Source organism: Asaia sp. BMEF1 (genome assembly GCF_051628905.1).
In the GTDB taxonomy this organism is placed as follows: domain Bacteria; phylum Pseudomonadota; class Alphaproteobacteria; order Acetobacterales; family Acetobacteraceae; genus Asaia.
In genome coordinates this window covers 2,579,507-2,597,037 of sequence record NZ_CP157575.1, presented here as the reverse complement: position 1 = coordinate 2,597,037, position 17,531 = coordinate 2,579,507, and the positions used below count along the sequence as shown (strand labels likewise).

The window sequence follows — 17,531 nt, the reverse complement described above, 5'->3', positions numbered from 1 at the left end:
CACGGGTGAAAAAACAAAGGCGGCACAATGCGCCGCCTTTGTCGGTCAGTTCAGAGAGAGGCCTTGTACGCCTCGGCATCGAGCAGGGCTTCGAGCTGGGCGGAATCGGTCACGCGCAGCTTGAAGATCCAGCCTTCGCCTTCCGGGTCGCCACCGACCAGCGTCGGCTCGTCGCTCAGGCGGGTGTTGAACCCGGCCAGAACGCCGCTCACCGGCGCATAGATGTCCGAAGCGGCCTTGACGGATTCGACCACGGCAGCGGCATCGCCCTGAGCGACTTCGGTGCCCTCGTCCTTGGCTTCGACAAAAACCAGCTCGCCCAGCTCTTCGGCGGCGTGCCCGGTGATGCCGACAGTCGCGATCTCGCCTTCGAGACGGATCCATTCATGGGACGGGGTGTAATAGGTGGTGCTCATGACGAATTCTTTCTCTGTGAGATGGTTTTCAGCGTTTGAAACCGGGAGGAACGAAAGGCAGGGCGCGCACCTGAACCGGCACGAACTTGCCGCGCAGCGCGCCGTAAAGAACAGTGCCGATAGCGGCATGGGCGGTGGCCACATAGCCCATGGCGACAGGAGCGTTCACGCTGGGGCCAAAGGCACCAGAAGTGACCACGCCGACCTTCTGTTTGCCTTCAGCATCGGCAAAAAGCTCGGTGCCGCCACGCACAGGGGCACGGCCTTCGGCAGCCAGACCGACGCGCAGGCGCGACACGCCATCGCGGGCCTGTGCCATGATGATATCCGCGCCCGGATAGCCACCTGCGCGAGCACCGCCCTCACGACGGCTCTTCTGCATGGCCCAGGTGAGCGCTGCCTCGACCGGGGTTGTGGTTTCGTCGAGATCATTGCCGTAAAGACACAGACCCGATTCCAGGCGCAGACTGTCTCGCGCGCCAAGCCCGATCGGCAATACGCGCTCATCGGCCAGAAGGGCACGGGCGATCTGCTCCGCATGCTCGGCCGGAATACCGATTTCGAAACCGTCTTCGCCAGTATAGCCCGAACGCGTGACTGTGCAGCGCACGCCATCCACATCGGCCTCGATCGCATCCATGAAACGCATCGACGCGGCTTCGGGGCAGAGATCGGCCAGAACATGAACGGCCTCAGGACCTTGCAGAGCGAGAAGCGCACGGTCGGCCAGAGTCTCGATCACGATGCGGTCACCGAGCGCTTCCTGCATCAGGGCCGTATCGGCTGCCTTGCAGGAGGCATTGACGACCACGAACAGCCAGTCGCCCATATTAGCGACCATCAGATCGTCGCGAATGCCGCCCTTCTCATTTGTCAGGAAGCCGTAACGCTGGCGGTTGGTGCCGAGCCCGGCCAGATCGACAGGGATGAGGGATTCCAGCGCCAGAGCGGCGTCTTCGAGCGTGGCTGTGCGCGATGTGACACGCAGCTGACCCATATGGGACACGTCGAACAGCCCGGCCTTGCCGCGCGTATGCAGATGCTCGGCCATAAGCCCGGCAGGATATTGCAGGGGCATGGAATAGCCCGCGAACGGCACCATACGGGCACCCAGTTCGAGATGGAGGGCGTTCAGCGGCGTGAAAAGAAGCGCGTCGGACATAGGGCAGAATCCCCCGGAAGCAGGAAACGAGAAAAATCGTCGCCCCTTCTGTCGCCTTTGCCTGAGATCGCTATCCCGTCGGCGGACACCCCACAGGGATGCCTCTCTCCAGAAGTTCCAGCCGATCGCGGTCCTTTTGCCTGAGAGTTTCCGGGGCGGTTGCTCCTTCGGCGCCGGAAAAAGTGTCCGGTCTCTCCCGTGAATCGGTGTTTACTCTTCGCAGAATTAGGGCTGAAAAGTCAATTCTGTAAACGAAAGGGATTTCAAGTCATGTCACAGCATTTCACGGTCATCGCAGAGTTTGCTGCTCCCGCCGAGAGCTTCGACGCATTCCTGGAAATCTGCCGTTACGACAGCGATCGCTCGCTGGCGGATGAAGAAGGCTGCCTGACCTTCGACGTGCTGACCCAGCAGGACGCTTCGGACATTATCGTCCTGCACGAAGTCTATACGGGCCGCCCGGCTTTCGACGCCCACCTCAAGACTCCCCATTTCGAGAAATTTGCTGCTGCCCTGCGCGACCTCAAGATCGAAGAGCGCAATGTACGCTTCTTCACGCGCCAGCATCCCTAAACTGCGACCCATCTGACTGTGCGAACAAGCAGACATCGTCCACTTGGGAAAAAGGGGCTGCAGGGCCCCTTTTTTCGTTCCTGCCTCAGGCTGAGCCATTCTGATCCCGCCTTGCTCTGCCCCGTATGAAACAGACTTTAAGGCCCGCAGACTGGCGGAGGGTTTCCGCATCCCGAACGCTAGCCTAATCTGTCTTTTTAGGTTCCTGCGTGACTGAGACAGCATGACACCGTTTTCCAGCTTCCTGCCTGCCATGGCAACGCTGTCGCCTTCGCGTGAGGCCGTTCTCCGGTCTTCCCGCCTGCCAGAGGCGGAGGCGCTTGCCGCCTTGCTGGTCAGTGCGACGCTCGGTGAGCCGTTTCTGGAACAGATCGACCGGCAGGCCCGTTTTCTTGCCACCCGCCTACGCGAAACCGCCAGGACGAAGGGGGTCGAAACCATGGTGCAGGCCTTCCCTCTGACCTCTTCAGAGGGAAAGGCCTTGCTTACCTTGGCGGCCAGCCTGCTGCGCATCCCCGATGCCGCGACACGCGATGCGCTGATTCGCGACCAGATCGGCCAGGGCGCCTGGCTGCAACAGAGCGGACACGACCACCCCTTTTTCCTCAACGCCGCAAGCTGGGCCATGTCCACCTCGTCGCGCCTTCATGCCCTGACGGGGGGATTACGCAGCCTTGCCATGAGAAGCGGCGCGCCTTTCATCCGCCATGGGGTCGAGCGCGCCATTACCATGATGGGCAGCCAGTTCGTGCTGGCCGACACGCTCGCCCAGGGGTTGAGGCGCAGTCGCAAAGCCGAGCAGGATGGTTTCTCGCTCGCCTATGCGCCTTTGCGTGAAACGGCGCGCACGGCAGAAGAGGCCGATCAGGCCCGCCATGAGGCGCTGTCCATGGTCGAAACGCTGGGCCGCCATGGGCGCGGCCAGACCCTTTACGAGCGCCCGTCGCTCTCGCTCAGGCTCTCCTCGCTGCATCCCCGTTTCGAGCGGTCCCAGACCGCGCAGGTCATGAGCGGGTTGCTGCCTTTTCTCGCGACCCTCGCATCGCGGGCCAAGGCCGCCAATATTCTCCTGATCATCGATGCCGAAACCAGCGAGACGCTCGATCTCAGCCTCGACCTGTTCGACGCGCTCTGTCGCCTGCCCGAGCTGGAAAGCTGGAACGGGCTCGGCTTCACCGTGCAGGCCTATGACAAGCGCGCGCTGCCGGTCATCGAGCACCTCATCGCCCTCGGCACCGAAACAGGGCGACGCGTGCTGCTGAGACTGGTCAAGGGCGCCTATTGGGACCACGAAATCCGGCGGAGTCAGGCGCAGATGGTGCGGGACTATCCGGTCTTCACCCGCAAATGCCATAGCGATGTCAGCTATATCGCCTGCGCCAGAAGGGCAATTGAGGCGCCTGCGGCGCTTTATCCGCAATTCGCCACCCATAATGCGCGCAGCATCGCCACCATCCAGACCATCGCTGGGCCGTGGACACCGGGGCTGTACGAATTCGGGTGTCGGCACGGCATGGGCGAGACGCTTTTCGCACCGCTGGCGCAGCCCCGTCAGGCAGGCATTGCCTGTCGTATCCTGACCCCTATCGGTCCCGATATCCGCCTTGCCTCCTTCCTCGTCCGCCGGTTGATCGAGGCGGGCGCCGCCTCGTCTTTTCTCAATCAGGCCCATGACAGGCTCGTCACGCTCGATGCTCTGATTGCCGATCCGGTCGCTCAGGCGCGCGTCGTTCTGCCGCGCGGCATGCCAAATGCCGATATCCCCCTACCCTGCGATCTGACCCTGCCGGAGCGGCAAAGCGCCGTCGCTCCCGACCTTGCAGACGATGTCACCCTGACTCAACTCGCCACAACACTGCCCGAGACGACACGCAGCGTTCAGGCCGTGCCCATTGGCCCGACCATGCCACGGGCCGAAGGACGGCCCCATACGGTCATCAACCCGGCAATTCATACCGATCGCATCGGTATTGCGCTTTATGCCCGGCCTCGCGATATCGACGCGGCGCTGAACGCCGCCGAGACGGATCAGATCTGGCGCCGCACCGAGGCGGAAGAGCGTGCTGCCTGTCTCGACCGCATGGCAGAAGCATTGGAGCAGGACCAGACAGCGCTTCTGAGCCTCCTCATTCGCGAAGCGGGCAAAACGATTGCCAATGCCGCTGACGAACTGCGCGAGGCCGTGGATTATCTGCGCTATTACGCCGCGCAGCTTCGCAGCCTGTCCGAACGGAGCCTTATCGGCGCTCCGCTCGGCACGATACTGTGCATCAGCCCCTGGAATTTTCCTCTGGCGAGTTTCACCGGGCAGATTGCGGCTGCTCTGGCCGCAGGCAACGTCGTGATTGCCAAACCGGCGGAAGAAACACCGCTGATCGCCGCGCATGCCGTCGGCTTGTTTCTGCAAACGGGTTTGCCGCCACGGGCGCTCCAGCTTCTGCCGGGCGAAGGCAATGTCGGCGCCTCTCTCGTTGCCGACTCCCGCATAGACGGCGTACTCTTTACCGGCTCGACCGCTGTGGCCAAGACGATCAGTCGCGAATTGCTTGGACGCACCGGGCGCACCGGCCAGCCCGTGCCGCTTCTGGCCGATACGAGCGGGCAGAATGCCATGCTGGTCGACAGCACCGTGTCACCCCAGCAGGTCATTCCCGATATCCTGGTTTCGGCTTTCGACAGTGCGGGGCAGCGCAGCGCCTCTCTTCGCGTGCTTCTGGTGCAGGAAGAAGGCGCCGATGCGCTGCTGGAGGCACTTCAGGCTGCCATCAGCGCACGCTATGTCGGCGCGCCCGATCAGCTCCGCTGCGATATGGGGCCGGTCATCTCGGCGGGTGCCCGCACCCGCATCGAAGCGCATATCGACCGCATGAGACGCGCGGGCTACCGGGTCTGGCAACCGGATTTGCAGGCTGAAACGCTGAGCGGTCATTTCGTCGCGCCCACCCTGATCGAAATTGGGCGCGTGGCCGATATCGGTCTCGAGGTGTTCGGCCCTGTGCTGCATGTCAGGCGCTATGCCCGCCACGAACTCGACGGCGTGGTCGATGCCTTAAATGCAACCGGCTACGCGCTGACTTTTGGCGTGCAGAGCCGTTTGCGCGAGACGCTCGACCGCGCTACAGCCCGCAGCCGGGCGGGAAATATCTATGTCAATCGCTCGATTATCGGGGCGAGCGTGGGCATGCAGCCTTTCGGCGGTCGCGGCCTCTCGGGCTCGGGGCCGAAGCTGGGCGGTCCGCTTTTCATGCCCCGGTTGATGCATGGCGCGCCCTGCCCGCTCGCCCCCGAAACAGAGGCGGCTGTACCTTCGGCAGCGCGGGCGTTTCTGGCTTTTCTCGAACCGCGCGACCCACCCTCGGCCCGCAAGGTGCGCGCTGTCATCGCTCATGGGCTGTGTGGTCTCAGCCTCGAGCTGCCTGCCCCATCGGGCGAGACCAATCGCTACAGCCTGCGCCCGAAAGGCATCGTGCTTTGCGCCTGCGAAAGCTGGCCTGCTTTGCTTCACGCTGTCGGGCTGGCTCTTGGGACAGGCAATACTGTTCTGGTTCTGGCACCCGACCCGGCGGTGGAATGGCTGCGTCAGGTCTCGCGTCAGCTCGCCAACCTGATCACCCGCGTCAATCCGGGCGCCTTGCCGGAATGCGACGTGATGCTGATCCAGCGCGGGGCGGAAAGCGCGGAACAGGCAGCGCTCACCATCACGGCGCGTGAAGGCATGGTGGTGCCTGTCTATGACCTCGATACGGTGCGACCCGAATGGCTTCTGAGCGAAACGGTTGTCACCACCAACCATGCAGCGATCGGTGCCGATCTCGACCTTGTAACCCGGCTGTGACACCCCTTCAAGGCGAGAAAGCCAACGTGTTCTCGCGATAAAACCCTGAATATGGGTTGTCACGAGAGGCCGTTTCCATTTTGGTAATGAACCGTTTCAGCCAGAGCCCCTTTTCGGAGTATCCCTGCTTGACCATCCGTCTTTTCCGCGCCGGCACGTTTCTGACCGTCCTGCTGCTCGGCGCGCGCGTTCTGCCTGCGCTCGCCGCCCAGCCCCAGCCTGAAGCCGCACCGCTTCCCTCGCCGCTGCCTCAGGCGAAGGACGTCGCTTTCCCAGGCACGCTCAAGCTGAGCGTCGATGCGACCGATCTCGACCATCATGTCATGACCATGCATGAGACGCTGCCCGTGCCGCAATCGGCACGCGAAGCGGGCGAACTGGTACTGCTTTATCCGAAGTGGATTCCGGGCGGGCACGCGCCCGAAGGCACGATCACCCAGCTTGGCGGCCTGACCATCAGCTCCGCAGGCAAGCCCCTCTCCTGGCTGCGTGACCCGGTGGATGTGTTCGCCTTCCATGTGCCCGTCACAAAGGCGCAGACGCAGATCGATCTCGATTTCAAGCTTCTTTCGCCCGTGAGCGATAATGAAGGACGCGTCGTCATGACGCCCCATATCGTCAATGTGCAGTGGAACGAGGTCTCGCTCTATCCGGCTGGTTATTACTCACGCGACATTCCCGTTCAGGCCAGCGTCAAGCTGCCGCATGGCTGGCAGGCAGCAACCGCGTTGCGTCCGACAGGAGCTGCTGTGGGCGACACCCTGACTTTCGGGACGGTGCCCTTTAACACGCTGGTCGATTCTCCGATCTTTGCGGGTGCCTATTTCAAGAAGGTCGCGCTGAACGCGCCGGGTGGCGTGCCTGTCACGCTCAACATGGTGGCCGACAAACCGGGCGATCTGGCCTATGACGATGCCGAGCTGCAGATCCATCGCAATCTGGTCACGCAGGCGCTGCTGACCTTCGGCTCGCAGCATTATGCGCATTACGACTTCTTGATGGCGCTGACCGACGAACTGGGCCGCATCGGTCTGGAGCATCACCAGTCCAGCGAAGACAGCGTGAGCGAAGACTATTTCACGGACTGGAAGCATTCCTACCCGCAGCGCGATCTGCTGGCGCATGAGTATACCCATTCCTGGAACGGCAAATATCGCCGCCCGGCCGATCTCTACGGTGCCACCTTCAATGCCCCGCAGCGCGGCTCGCTGCTCTGGGTCTATGAAGGCCAGACCGAATTCTGGGGCAACATCCTAGCCGCACGCGCGGGGCTGGTCACCAAGGAGCAGGGTTTCGATTCGCTCGCTCTCATGGCTGCGAGCTATGACGCCCAGTCCGGCCGCACCTGGCGCCCCGTTGCCGACACGACCAATGACCCGATCATCGCGCAGCGCTCGCCGCTGTCATGGCGCGATTTCCAGCGTTCGGAAGATTATTACGTCGAGGGTCAGCTGGTCTGGCTCGATGCCGACATGATGATCCGCAAGCTCTCGCATGACACGAAGTCGCTGGATGATTTCGCCAAGGCATTTTTCGGGACCAATGACGGCAGCATCATTGTCAGCACCTATACGTTCGATGACGTGGTTCTGACCCTGAACAAGGTCGTGCCCTATGACTGGGCCAAGTTCCTGCATGACCGCATCAGCACCGTGCAGAAGCGCGCGCCTCTGAACGGCCTCGAAGCCGGTGGCTACAAGCTGGTCTATACCGACAAGGAAAATGCTTTCGGCGAACAGAGCGGCAAGAACTATCACCGTCTGGGCCTGCGCTTCTCGCTCGGCGTGATGATCAACCCGAAAAACGGCTCACTGGGCACCGTGGCCTGGGACAGCCCTGCTTTTAAGGCCGGTCTCGCCATTCATGACGTGATCGTCGCCGTCAACGGCGATGCCTTCACGCCGGACGGGCTGATCGACGCCGTAAAAACTGCCAAGACCGACAAAAAGCCCATCACGCTTCTGGTCAAGACCGGCTCGCACTTCCGCACGGTTTCGATCCCCTATTACGACGGTCTGCGCTCACCCCACCTCGAACGCATCCCGAATACCCCGGATCGCCTGACGACGCTGTATTCAGCCCGTCATTGATCTCAGAATTTAAAAGGCGCCCCTGGGCGCCTTTTTTAATGAACAGTGAGGCTGACCGAAGTCTCTACTGCGAGGAAAAACGCCATAAAGTCTGGCGTTACACAACTCATGGCATGACAAGCGATGGACTGGACGCTTCGACACGAATTTTAAGGGCTTCGTTCATCCTGGCAAATTCAGCGCGGACCGGTTCGACATCATAAATCCACAAGAATACGCCGGAAAATATCTCTTTCTGTCGGAATGAAACCCCTTTTCCTGTATCCAAGATTTCGAAATCATGGATGCCAGTAAAGAAGCCCGGCAATCCCCAAAGTCGGCCAATCCATCGCAAGCGTCGTCCGGGCCGAAGGGTAATCACTCTTGGGTGAAATACCATTCTCCCGGTTTTTGCTTCCTTACCGAGACTGACTGTTATGCGCTGCCCTACCTCTAAAGGGCCTGTCAATTCGCATATGAACGGGTTCCAGACCGAATAAGCAGCGGTATCTGTCAGTACGGACCATACATGTTCTGCCGAAGAGGCGATGTCGATCCGGCTTTCGACTTCCCGTCGGGGAAGGGGCACGCCAATTCGAAAGACATGCTGGAGATAAAGCGAAAACGCCCTGGCTACGCGATTTTTTATTGTTTTCATACCGCAGGGTAATATTGGAAACGTCAGCCTCGCTATTGTCGATTATGGGAGAGTCTCTCTACATAATCGTATGGACAAGATTGACTGGCATCTCTGGCGAAGCTTCGCCGTCGCGTGTCGTACCGGCTCCTTGTCTGAGGCTGCGCGGGCTTTAGGCACGACACAACCGACGATCAGTCGCCAGATCGCGCAGTTGGAAAGAACAATCGGCCAGACACTCTTCTCGCGGTCGCAATCCGGGCTTGTGCCAACCGACCACGCCCTTGCCCTCGTGCCGATTGCATCGAACATGATCGAACAGGCCAATACCCTCGAACGCTTGGCACGTTCAGCGAGCGCAGCCGAAGTAACGACACTGGCTATTACTGCCAGCCGAGTGACCGGTGCAGAGGTGTTGCCGCCCATCCTGGCGAGTTTTCTGGAGATTCATCCGGCTATTCGTATCAAGCTGTCCTTGGACGACGCCGTCGAGAACGTACTTGAACGCGACGCTGACATCGCCGTTCGACATACGGAACCGACGCAAAAGGACCTCTGGGGACGCCGGGTAGGCGCCGTGCCAATCAAATTATACGCGCATCGCGACTATATAAGCCGCCATGGCATGCCGTGCGACGTCGCGGCATTGACCCAGCACCGCCTGATCGCATCATCCGCCCATCTGCGTCAGGTACCTGAGCTGACAAGACTTGGCCTGCAGCCCACCTTCGACTGCGATGACGACGTCGGCTTACTCGCAGCCCTGCGCGCTGGCGCGGGTATCGGCTATTGTCAGGCGTCCCTGGCATCGGAGGAGAGGAATCTCATCCCTGTTTTGCCCGGACATGCTTTCGCAGTTCTGCCATTCTGGATTGTGGCCCATTACGATCTACGGGAAATACCGGCCATACGCATCTTGATGCATCATCTGGGGAAGCATCTGGGTGCCTATTGCAACCGTCTTATGTAAGACCGTCCGACGGTAGTGCGCGATTACATTCAGGGAGCGGCGATGAAATTGAATTCCAGCCGCTGCCCTGGCACGTCGAACTGAGGTTTGAGACGCAGTGTCATGGCGGGGCGGGCGGGGCCCAGGGCTTCGGCGATGATCCGCTGGCACGAGACGAAAATGCCGCTATCGGGAATCATATAGGCCAGATGGGTAATGTCTTCAGGTAGAAGGCCGCTGGTGGCCAGAATTTCTCTCATGCGGGCGAGTGCGTTCTGGCATTCCTCGATCAAGCTGTCAGGCACCTGTCCATCGGCGCCAAGTCCTGTCACACCATAGACGGTCACGCTGTCCTGAAGGACAGGACGGGAAGAAGAAGAGGAATGATCGTGCATGAGCGCAAGCATACCGCAGATTCCTGAAACTGCCCAACGCTTATGCGCGGCCTCCCCTGCCCTGGGCGAGCATCTTCACGCCTCCTGCGCCAGTTGGGAAGGGCTCGGCGTCTTGCTCACCGGGGCGTCGGGCTGTGGCAAATCGAGCCTCTTGCTACGCCTCATCGATGCAGGCTTCACGCTCGTGGGCGACGATCAGGTTCTTTTGCAGCAGGTCACCGCGCGCCCGGCCCCCGCCCTTGCGGGACTGGTCGAAGCCAGAGGGCTGGGCATCGTTCAGATGCCCTATCTGCCAGAGGCACCTATCGCACTCAGGATAGACCTTACGCGAAACGCCCCCATCATGCGCCTGCCGGAAAAGACCATCGACCCACAGACAGGCGCCTGGTGCCTGACGCTCGATGCCTTTCATGCCGATAGCGTCGCAATCATTCGCACTGCCCTGCGCTCCATTCGCGGCGATCTCACGCTGCTTTGTGGCGTGAATGGCGGAATGGCTACCGCGAACCCCCTCCCCAATAAGCGCGAAGAAAGCTAAGGTCAGGCCATGTATCCCGGCCTTGATGACAGGAGAAGCGGTCTGTGATTCCCGCGCGACGCGTTTTGCTGGTCACCGGGCTGTCCGGGGCTGGCAAATCTTCCATCCTGCGCATTCTCGAAGATCTCGGTTACGAAGTGACCGACAATCCGCCGCTCAATCTGCTCGATGCGCTCGTCGCCCGAACGGAACACCCGCTCGCCATCGGCATCGATGCCCGAACGCGCGGCTTCGAAGCCAGCATCGTGCTTGAGGCATTGACCAAACTACGCGCCCAGCCCGGACCGCAACATGTCGAACTGATCTATGCCACTGCCGAGACCGATGTGCTGCTGCGCCGCTTCACCGCCACGCGCCGTCGTCATCCCCTTGACGCCAGTACGGGCAGCGGCCCCGGCCTCACGGCCAGCATCGAGCAGGAAATCGGCCTGCTCGTGCCGCTGCGGGGCGCTGCCGATCTGGTGATCGACACCTCGGACCTGCCGCCACCCGATCTGCGCCGGCTCATCGAGTCGCGATTCGGCCATCAGAATGATGGCGACTCGATGACGACGACTTTGCTTTCCTTCGCTTACCCCGCCGGTCTGCCCCGCGAGGCCGATCTCGTGTTCGATGCGCGTTTTCTGCGCAACCCGCATTACGATGATACTTTGAAGGTCAGAACCGGGCTTGAAGAAGAGGTGCGCGAATATGTGCGGCGCGACCCCGATTACGCGCTTTTCTTTTCGCAAATCCTTGGCTTGCTGAAACTTGTATTGCCTCGCTTCGTCGCCGAAGGAAAAAAACACGCCACGATCGCCATAGGCTGCACGGGCGGTCAGCACCGCTCCGTAACACTTATTGAAGAGATTGCGGCCGCGTTGGGGAACTCTGACGACATTACACTCTTGTCAGACGGACCAATCGCCGTCATGCATCGGGAACTGGCACGGCAGGGACGCAGCTCATGGCGATGGGTTCGGCCCCCACAACACCGTGTCACGCCGGATGAACAGATACGGACAGAGCCGTCTTGATAACCGCGATTGCTGACCAATATGTCATGGGGTCGCCAGATTTCTGGCGTTGCAGCCCCCTTGAAGGAAGGCCCCGATGATCGGGATCGTTCTTGTCACTCACGGTTCTCTCGCTCAATCCCTCCTCGAAATCGTCACCCACGTGGTGGGGCCGCAGGCTCAGATCGCCGTCATGGGCGTCATGCCCGATGACGATGTCGTTCTTGCCCGCACCCAGCTCAACACAGCCATTCGCGCCGTCGAAGCTGGCGATGGCGTGCTTCTCCTGACCGATATTTTTGGCAGCACCCCATCGAATCTCGCTCTCTCCCTGCGCGAAGAGGGCCGCGTCGAGGTTCTGGCGGGCGTCAATGTGCCGATGCTGGTCAAGCTGGCCAAGGCACGTTGCAAGCGCAGCCTCGCTGAATGCGCCGAACTGGCGACCATGGCAGGCCGCAAATATATCGCTGCCGCCTACCAACTGCCTGAGTCTTGTTTGCAAGGCGGCAAAAGCTGTGAAATGGTGGTCAATACCACCATGAGCTACGTACCACCCATCTCCCCGCTATTGACGCCCCTGCGTCAGGTCGCCCGATGAGCGCAGGCCCGACGCTGGAACGCGATGTGACCATCGTCAACCGGCTCGGCCTTCATGCCCGCGCCGCAGCGAAGTTTGTCACGCTTGCCGAAAGCTTCGACGCCACGATCGATGTAAGTCGTCATGACCAAAGCGTGTCGGCGCTGTCGATCATGGGGCTGATGATGCTGGGCGCCGGGCGCGGAGAGATGGTAAGGATTCTGGCGAGCGGCCCTCAGGCCAGCGCCGCCATCGAAGCCCTGATCGTGCTCGTCTCCGACGGCTTCGGCGAACGTGATTAAGAGACTGCGCCGCCCGTCGAGCGATATCGCCTTGCCGGATGACCGACCCATGAAGACCCTGAAAGGCACAGGGATTTCCGCCGGTATCGTGATTGCGCGAGCAAGTCTCGCCCATGAGCGCCCGCTGCCGATCATCGAGCCCCTGCCCTCGCAGATCGGCACCGAGGCGGAACGTACCCGCCTCGATCAGGCCATCGCCCTCACGCTGAAGCAGCTTAAAAAGCTGCGTAACAAGCTTGGCAGTCTGCCAGATGAGGGGCGCATCGAAATCGATGCGATGCTCACTGTCTATGAGCGGATGCTCAATCACTCGCGCCTCGTGCGCGCCGCTCATCGCCGCCTTGCAACAGACGGGCTGACGGCAGAGGCTGCGGTGCAGCTCGAGAGCGATGCCCTTGCGGCTCAGGCCGGGCCGCAGCCCGGCATGCCGGAGGAGGAAGTCGAAGGCGCCAGACGTCGCGAGGGCGAGTTTCGCGAGGTCGCCCGCAGGCTGCTGCGCAACCTCACCGGCGTCTCATTCCGCGCCTTTTCCGACACGCCGAGCGGGTCGATCCTGGTGGCAGAGCAGATCCGGCCCGCCGATGCTGCCGTCATCGATCCCAACCGCATTGCTGCCGTGCTGTCGGAAGCAGGCGGTGCGACCGATCATACGGCGATCATGCTGCGCGCGCTGAATGTGCCCGCCGTCCTGGCCGTGCCGCATCTGACCGATCTGGTCGAAGATGGCAGCCTGCTGATCGTTGACGGGTCGAGCGGTCGTGTCATCGTCAATCCCGATAGCGCGACTCTGGCCGAGGCCCGTGCCGCGATGGCGGAAGAGGCACGTGAGCGCAAGGGTATCGGCCGCCTGCGCCGCCTGCCGAGCCGTCTGATCAGCGGCGAGGATGTCGAGCTTCTTGCCAATATCGAAATCGCCAACGAACTCCCTCTGCTGCATCGTAATGGCGCCGCGGGCATCGGCCTGTTGCGCACCGAGTTTCTTTTCGATGAAAGCGCGCCCTTGCCCGATGAGGATGGGCAATACGTCGTCTATGCCGGGCTTCTTGCCGATATGCAGGGCATGGCCACCACTATCCGCGTGCTTGACTGGGGTGGCGAAAAAGGCCTTGCCCGGCTGAGACAGCTTGGCATTGACGACGAGCGGGAGGAGGAAAATCCGGCTCTGGGCGTAAGAGGCTTGCGGCTTCTGCTGCGCCACCCGGAAATTCTGGAAGACCAGCTCTGCGCCATCCTGCGCGCCAGCCTTGAGGGCAAGTGTCGCATTCTTCTGCCGATGGTCAGCTCGGTCAATGAGGTAATCGCGACGCGCCAGATTTACGAGCGCTGCGCCAGAAGGCTACGTCGTCGTGGCGTGAAGCTCCCTGCCGAACTGCCCCCTCTCGGCGTGATGATCGAAACGCCCGCCGCTGCCCTGACAGCCGGCGCGCTGGTGCGACAGGCCGAGTTTCTGGCCCTCGGCACGAATGATCTCACCATGTATACGCTCGCCGTCGATCGCTCCGCCGCCATGGGCTCGGAGCTTTATACGGCTCTTCATCCCAGCCTTTTGAAATTGCTGCGTTTTTCCGTCGATGAGGCGCTGCGGGCGCATCGCCCGATCTGCGTCTGCGGCGAGATGGCCGCAGACCCGCGCAGTGTTGCCCTGCTGATCGGCATGGGGCTGAGATCGTTCTCGATGTCTGCGGCGTCACTTCCCGCGGTGAAGCGCATGATCCGCTCGCTCAGCATCGAAGCCTGCGACGATCTGTATCGCCGCGCGATGCTGGTGGAAGACCCGATCCATCTCACGCAGCTCGTGCGCGACTTCGCCAGCTAGGGCGGTTTGGGCGCCGCTTTCCGGTGTGGCCGGGCTATCCGACTGAACGGGCCTGCCTGTCAGAAGAGCAGGATGAGCCGCAAGACGACTGGAGCCTCGCATCGCGCACCGGGGTGAACGATAGCGGGGCTCCAGACGCGAACCAGAACTGTCGCCGGTCAGGGCAGTCCGGCTAAACTTAGTGACGCAGTTCTTCAGGCACCTTGCCGCCATTTTCGGCAAGCTTCTGCATGACCTGACGGATCAGCCACACATTCATCGCAGCGCTGTCTTCCGTGCTTTCGGCATAATGCAGCTCCTGCGCCAGATGCTTACGGGCGTCGAGCGAGCTATCCATGTCGAGCAGCTTGAGCAGATCGACAATGGACGTACGCCAGTTCAGGGTCTGCCCCTTTTCAGCGGCCATGCGCGTGAGCACGGCATCGACATCGACAGGCGCGCTCGGCGCCGATGGCGTAGCAGAAGAGGCGTTGGTATCGACGGGCACTCCGGCGGCACTACCCGCCGAACCGCTGGCAGGGGCTGCCTCGGCGTGACCGAAGATCTTCGTCATGATGGTGCTGAAAATGCCCATTCTGTTTCTCCTTGGCGATCGATGCACGACTCCGGGCCTGGGCACCGGGTATCTCGATATTTCATGCCGTAACGAAAAGTGACATGTGATTTTCGTGCATCATTTGGACTGGAAAACATCTTATCGTACCAGAAATATAAAGGTTTTCTCTTGTCTGTGATTTTTTACACACACATCTGCGGCCCCTGCACCCCATTGCCCGGACGCTGACAGCCCGTTAGGCGGAGTTTTCCGCCATTTCAGAGGATCTGTCCGCGCGATGTCGCCCAGCCCAGACGTCCATTTCATTTCCGGCCTTCCGCGCTCGGGCTCCACCCTGCTTTCCGCCCTGCTCTCGCAAAATCCGGCCCTTGTTACATCGGGGCGTTCGTCACCCGTCGCTCCCATGATCCTGCGCGTCTCCTCTCTCATGGCTGAGGGCGAATATGCGGGCGATTTCGACCCCGGAAAGCGCGACCGTGTTCTGCGTCAGCTTCTCGACAGCTATTATGGCTCCAGTGGAGAGCGGCGCGTGATCGTCGATACCCATCGCGACTGGTGCGCAAGGCTGGGTCTGATCGACACGATCTTTCCTAAGGCGAAAGTCATCTGCTGCGTGCGTGACCCGATCTGGATCATGGATTCGCTCGAGCGGCTCATTGTGCGTGACCCTATTCTGTCATCGCATCTCGTGCCGATGGGCAGACGCGCCACACAGCATGACAGGCTCGATCATCTGCTCTCACCCGACGGCGTGTTCGGTTATGCGTGGCGGGTACTGATCGAGGCGTTTCACGGCACCTTCGCCAACCGGCTAATTCTGGTCGATTACGATTATCTTGCCCGCTACCCCAAGGCCGCACTTAACGCCCTGACCCGTGAACTGGGTCTGCCCGCGCATGATTACGATTTCGAACATGTCGAGAGCCCCGACCACGGTGCCTTCGACCAGGCGCTTTCCACACCGGGCCTGCATCAGCTTCGCCCTAAGATCGGTTTTGAAGCGCGACGCTGCATTCTGCCACCCTCGGTGCAGGAGCGCCTGGCAGGCGGCATGTTCTGGCGTAGCCCCCAAGCAGCGGAGAACGGCGTGCGTATTCTCGCCTGAGGACCGCCTCTAAACACCAGCGTGGTCTTGTCGGTATTTGCGCCATTCTCGCTCTCACGATGCAGTGCTGCGAAGGTTGCCGCGTCGAGCCCCGTCACTCGACGCGTGTCGGCTGGCACCAGATCGCCCGTTTTAACGAACGATGAAACCTGCTCGAAAATTTCGTGCTAACGCGCGTGGTCGGCTGTCGCGAAAAGAGAGGGTCACATCCGGTCCGGCGTCCCCGACAATCCCGACGGCATCTCAGCCCGGAACGCAAAATTCCTCACCCTCTAGCGCACCTGCACGCTGGCGGCCTTTGGTATCGACCGGATTGATGGAGACAGCCCTGAACCGAACCACCAGGTCGCCCCCCTGGGGGCGCCGGATCGGGAAGCTCTATATCCTGAAGGATGTCGGGCGCGCCGGACGCCCGGTAACCGACCGCTTTCCTGCGGATCTCCCTCTTCGTGAAAACACGATGGAAGGGGATCCTATCACAGTCATTGCGGCCGAAGCAGCATCTTGATGCGCGCTTCGACCTGTCGAGTGCAATCAGGCCGGACGAACGAGTTCATACAGGGCGACAGCAGCCGCGTTGGAGACGTTCAGACTCTCCATGTCGCCGGGCATGAAAACGCTGGCAATCTCGTCGCAGCTCTCGCGTGTCAGGCGGCGCAGACCCGCCCCTTCGGCACCGAGCACCAGCGCCACGCGACGACCGGCATAGCTCGGGCCATTCAGCACCGAGCCCCCGGCATCGAGCCCCACCGTCCACAGACCGGCATTCTGCAACTGGGCGATAATGCGCGAGAGATTGACCTCGCGCAGAACGGGAACGACATCGAGCGCCCCTGAAGCCGCCTTGGCCAGAGCACCGCCCTCCTGCGGGGTGTTGCGGTCCTGCACCACGAGAGCCGCCGCTCCGAAAGCTGCGGCAGAACGCAAAATCGCACCGATGTTGCGCGGGTCTGTCACCTGATCGAGGATCAGCAGCGGGCCTTCACGACTCTCGAGCACTTCATCAAGAAAAGGCGGGGTCAGAGGTTCGACACGCAGGCACACGCCCTGATGCACGGCGTCACGCTCACAGAGCAGATCGAGGCGCTGACGCTCGACCACATTGGGCGAGATCCGTATCGGCGTCTGTTTGGATTCGAGCGCCGAGAGCCCCTCTTTCGTCACGAGCAGCTCGTGCAGATGACGATCCGGGTTACGCAGGGCGGCCTCAACGGAATGAAGGCCGTACATCCAGTAACCACTAGCCGCAGCACGCCCCTCGGCAGAGCGGCCTGAACGGCCGGAAGAGGAACGGGGAGAGGGCGGGCGTGAGGGGCGTTTCGACATGAGCGCTCTTCTAGAGGAACCCACTCATCATGCAACAAAAATGAAGAATGCCCGTTGACACCAACCATGATCCGCCATATTCCCCGTCCCGACCTGGAGAGATGCCCGAGTGGCTAAAGGGGGCGGACTGTAAATCCGCTGGTGTACGCCTACGTTGGTTCGAATCCAACTCTCTCCACCAGGTCCCCTTCCTCAAAATTCGATCGACATTCAGCGGCAGGCATTTTCTTGCCTCTGCGCCCTGCAGCAATTCGTGTTCGGGCGGATCCTGAGCGCATTG

The 17,531-nt window shown here is 61.3% G+C and carries 16 protein-coding genes, 1 tRNA gene and 1 riboswitch; of the genes, 11 read left to right on the top strand and 6 right to left on the bottom strand.

The window, feature by feature from the left end:
* Positions 1-50: 50 nt before the first annotated feature.
* A complete protein-coding gene (gcvH, locus tag ABHV46_RS11555) occupies positions 51-416 on the bottom strand; it encodes a glycine cleavage system protein GcvH (protein ID WP_438381586.1) in 366 nt (121 codons plus the stop codon).
* Between the two features lie 28 nt (positions 417-444).
* Positions 445-1,578 (bottom strand): glycine cleavage system aminomethyltransferase GcvT, encoded by a 1,134-nt coding sequence (gene gcvT, locus ABHV46_RS11550; protein WP_438381585.1) that lies wholly within the window; start codon positions 1,576-1,578, stop codon positions 445-447.
* A gap of 118 nt (positions 1,579-1,696) precedes the next feature.
* Positions 1,697-1,787, bottom strand: a riboswitch (glycine riboswitch).
* 61 nt (positions 1,788-1,848) lie between these two features.
* Between gcvT and ABHV46_RS11545 the strand changes: the two genes are divergently transcribed.
* From ABHV46_RS11545 to ABHV46_RS11535, 3 genes are all read left to right on the top strand, one after another.
* A complete protein-coding gene (locus ABHV46_RS11545) occupies positions 1,849-2,151 on the top strand; it encodes a putative quinol monooxygenase (protein WP_336946088.1) in 303 nt (100 codons plus the stop codon).
* A 223-nt stretch (positions 2,152-2,374) separates the two neighbouring features.
* Positions 2,375-5,986 (top strand): bifunctional proline dehydrogenase/L-glutamate gamma-semialdehyde dehydrogenase PutA, encoded by a 3,612-nt coding sequence (gene putA, locus ABHV46_RS11540; protein ID WP_438381584.1) that lies wholly within the window; start codon positions 2,375-2,377, stop codon positions 5,984-5,986.
* 128 nt (positions 5,987-6,114) lie between these two features.
* Entirely contained in the window at positions 6,115-8,076 is a 1,962-nt protein-coding gene (locus tag ABHV46_RS11535) for a M61 family metallopeptidase (RefSeq protein ID WP_438381583.1), read from the top strand.
* Between the two features lie 106 nt (positions 8,077-8,182).
* Here the strand turns inward: ABHV46_RS11535 and ABHV46_RS11530 are convergent, their stop codons facing one another.
* Complete coding sequence (locus ABHV46_RS11530; RefSeq protein ID WP_438381582.1) at positions 8,183-8,713, bottom strand: SRPBCC family protein; 531 nt, start codon at positions 8,711-8,713, stop codon at positions 8,183-8,185.
* A gap of 70 nt (positions 8,714-8,783) precedes the next feature.
* Here ABHV46_RS11530 and ABHV46_RS11525 point away from each other — a divergent pair, with 70 nt between their 5' ends.
* Positions 8,784-9,662, top strand: coding sequence for a LysR family transcriptional regulator (locus ABHV46_RS11525; RefSeq protein WP_438381581.1), 879 nt, complete (start codon positions 8,784-8,786; stop codon positions 9,660-9,662).
* A 29-nt stretch (positions 9,663-9,691) separates the two neighbouring features.
* Here ABHV46_RS11525 and ABHV46_RS11520 read toward each other — a convergent pair whose 3' ends face one another.
* Positions 9,692-10,048, bottom strand: coding sequence for a hypothetical protein (locus ABHV46_RS11520; RefSeq protein ID WP_336946084.1), 357 nt, complete (start codon positions 10,046-10,048; stop codon positions 9,692-9,694).
* Between ABHV46_RS11520 and ABHV46_RS11515 the strand changes: the two genes are divergently transcribed.
* The 5 genes from ABHV46_RS11515 (at position 10,035) to ptsP (ending at position 14,264) form a co-directional block, all read left to right on the top strand.
* The gene (locus tag ABHV46_RS11515) at positions 10,035-10,574 is read left to right on the top strand and encodes an HPr kinase/phosphorylase (protein WP_438381580.1); all 540 of its coding nucleotides are present in this window, start codon (positions 10,035-10,037) and stop codon (positions 10,572-10,574) included. The genes ABHV46_RS11520 and ABHV46_RS11515 overlap by 14 nt on opposite strands.
* A 44-nt stretch (positions 10,575-10,618) precedes the next feature.
* Entirely contained in the window at positions 10,619-11,590 is a 972-nt protein-coding gene (rapZ, locus tag ABHV46_RS11510) for an RNase adapter RapZ (RefSeq protein WP_336946082.1), read from the top strand.
* Positions 11,591-11,666: 76 nt separating this feature from the next.
* Entirely contained in the window at positions 11,667-12,167 is a 501-nt protein-coding gene (locus tag ABHV46_RS11505) for a PTS sugar transporter subunit IIA (protein ID WP_336946081.1), read from the top strand.
* Positions 12,164-12,448 (top strand): HPr family phosphocarrier protein, encoded by a 285-nt coding sequence (locus tag ABHV46_RS11500; RefSeq protein WP_336946080.1) that lies wholly within the window; start codon positions 12,164-12,166, stop codon positions 12,446-12,448. Before ABHV46_RS11505 ends, ABHV46_RS11500 begins: the two co-directional genes overlap by 4 nt.
* 49 nt (positions 12,449-12,497) lie before the next feature.
* On the top strand, positions 12,498-14,264 hold the full coding sequence (gene ptsP / locus ABHV46_RS11495; RefSeq protein WP_438381579.1) for a phosphoenolpyruvate--protein phosphotransferase: 1,767 nt from the start codon (positions 12,498-12,500) through the stop codon (positions 14,262-14,264).
* Between the two features lie 178 nt (positions 14,265-14,442).
* Here ptsP and ABHV46_RS11490 read toward each other — a convergent pair whose 3' ends face one another.
* On the bottom strand, positions 14,443-14,838 hold the full coding sequence (locus ABHV46_RS11490; RefSeq protein WP_438381578.1) for a DUF3597 domain-containing protein: 396 nt from the start codon (positions 14,836-14,838) through the stop codon (positions 14,443-14,445).
* A 259-nt stretch (positions 14,839-15,097) separates the two neighbouring features.
* Here ABHV46_RS11490 and ABHV46_RS11485 point away from each other — a divergent pair, with 259 nt between their 5' ends.
* Positions 15,098-15,925 (top strand): sulfotransferase family protein, encoded by an 828-nt coding sequence (locus ABHV46_RS11485; protein ID WP_438381577.1) that lies wholly within the window; start codon positions 15,098-15,100, stop codon positions 15,923-15,925.
* Positions 15,926-16,459: 534 nt separating this feature from the next.
* Here ABHV46_RS11485 and rlmB read toward each other — a convergent pair.
* A complete protein-coding gene (rlmB, locus tag ABHV46_RS11480; RefSeq protein ID WP_336946075.1) occupies positions 16,460-17,251 on the bottom strand; it encodes a 23S rRNA (guanosine(2251)-2'-O)-methyltransferase RlmB in 792 nt (263 codons plus the stop codon).
* A gap of 95 nt (positions 17,252-17,346) precedes the next feature.
* Here rlmB and ABHV46_RS11475 point away from each other — a divergent pair.
* Positions 17,347-17,432 (top strand) — tRNA-Tyr (locus tag ABHV46_RS11475).
* The last annotated feature ends 99 nt before the right edge of the window (positions 17,433-17,531 follow it).

Bases quoted from the DNA above. Each gene is read 5' to 3' on its own strand.
- ptsP (WP_438381579.1), top strand. From the start codon at position 12,498: ATGAAGACCCTGAAAGGCACAGGGATTTCCGCCGGTATCGTGATTGCG.
- rlmB (WP_336946075.1), bottom strand. From the start codon at position 17,251: ATGTCGAAACGCCCCTCACGCCCGCCCTCTCCCCGTTCCTCTTCCGGC.
- ABHV46_RS11530 (WP_438381582.1), bottom strand. From the start codon at position 8,713: ATGAAAACAATAAAAAATCGCGTAGCCAGGGCGTTTTCGCTTTATCTC.
- gcvH (WP_438381586.1), bottom strand. From the start codon at position 416: ATGAGCACCACCTATTACACCCCGTCCCATGAATGGATCCGTCTCGAA.
- ABHV46_RS11485 (WP_438381577.1), top strand. From the start codon at position 15,098: ATGTCGCCCAGCCCAGACGTCCATTTCATTTCCGGCCTTCCGCGCTCG.
- ABHV46_RS11500 (WP_336946080.1), top strand. From the start codon at position 12,164: ATGAGCGCAGGCCCGACGCTGGAACGCGATGTGACCATCGTCAACCGG.
- ABHV46_RS11505 (WP_336946081.1), top strand. From the start codon at position 11,667: ATGATCGGGATCGTTCTTGTCACTCACGGTTCTCTCGCTCAATCCCTC.
- ABHV46_RS11520 (WP_336946084.1), bottom strand. From the start codon at position 10,048: ATGCTTGCGCTCATGCACGATCATTCCTCTTCTTCTTCCCGTCCTGTC.
- ABHV46_RS11545 (WP_336946088.1), top strand. From the start codon at position 1,849: ATGTCACAGCATTTCACGGTCATCGCAGAGTTTGCTGCTCCCGCCGAG.
- putA (WP_438381584.1), top strand. From the start codon at position 2,375: ATGACACCGTTTTCCAGCTTCCTGCCTGCCATGGCAACGCTGTCGCCT.
- ABHV46_RS11525 (WP_438381581.1), top strand. From the start codon at position 8,784: ATGGACAAGATTGACTGGCATCTCTGGCGAAGCTTCGCCGTCGCGTGT.
- ABHV46_RS11515 (WP_438381580.1), top strand. From the start codon at position 10,035: ATGAGCGCAAGCATACCGCAGATTCCTGAAACTGCCCAACGCTTATGC.
- ABHV46_RS11490 (WP_438381578.1), bottom strand. From the start codon at position 14,838: ATGGGCATTTTCAGCACCATCATGACGAAGATCTTCGGTCACGCCGAG.
- gcvT (WP_438381585.1), bottom strand. From the start codon at position 1,578: ATGTCCGACGCGCTTCTTTTCACGCCGCTGAACGCCCTCCATCTCGAA.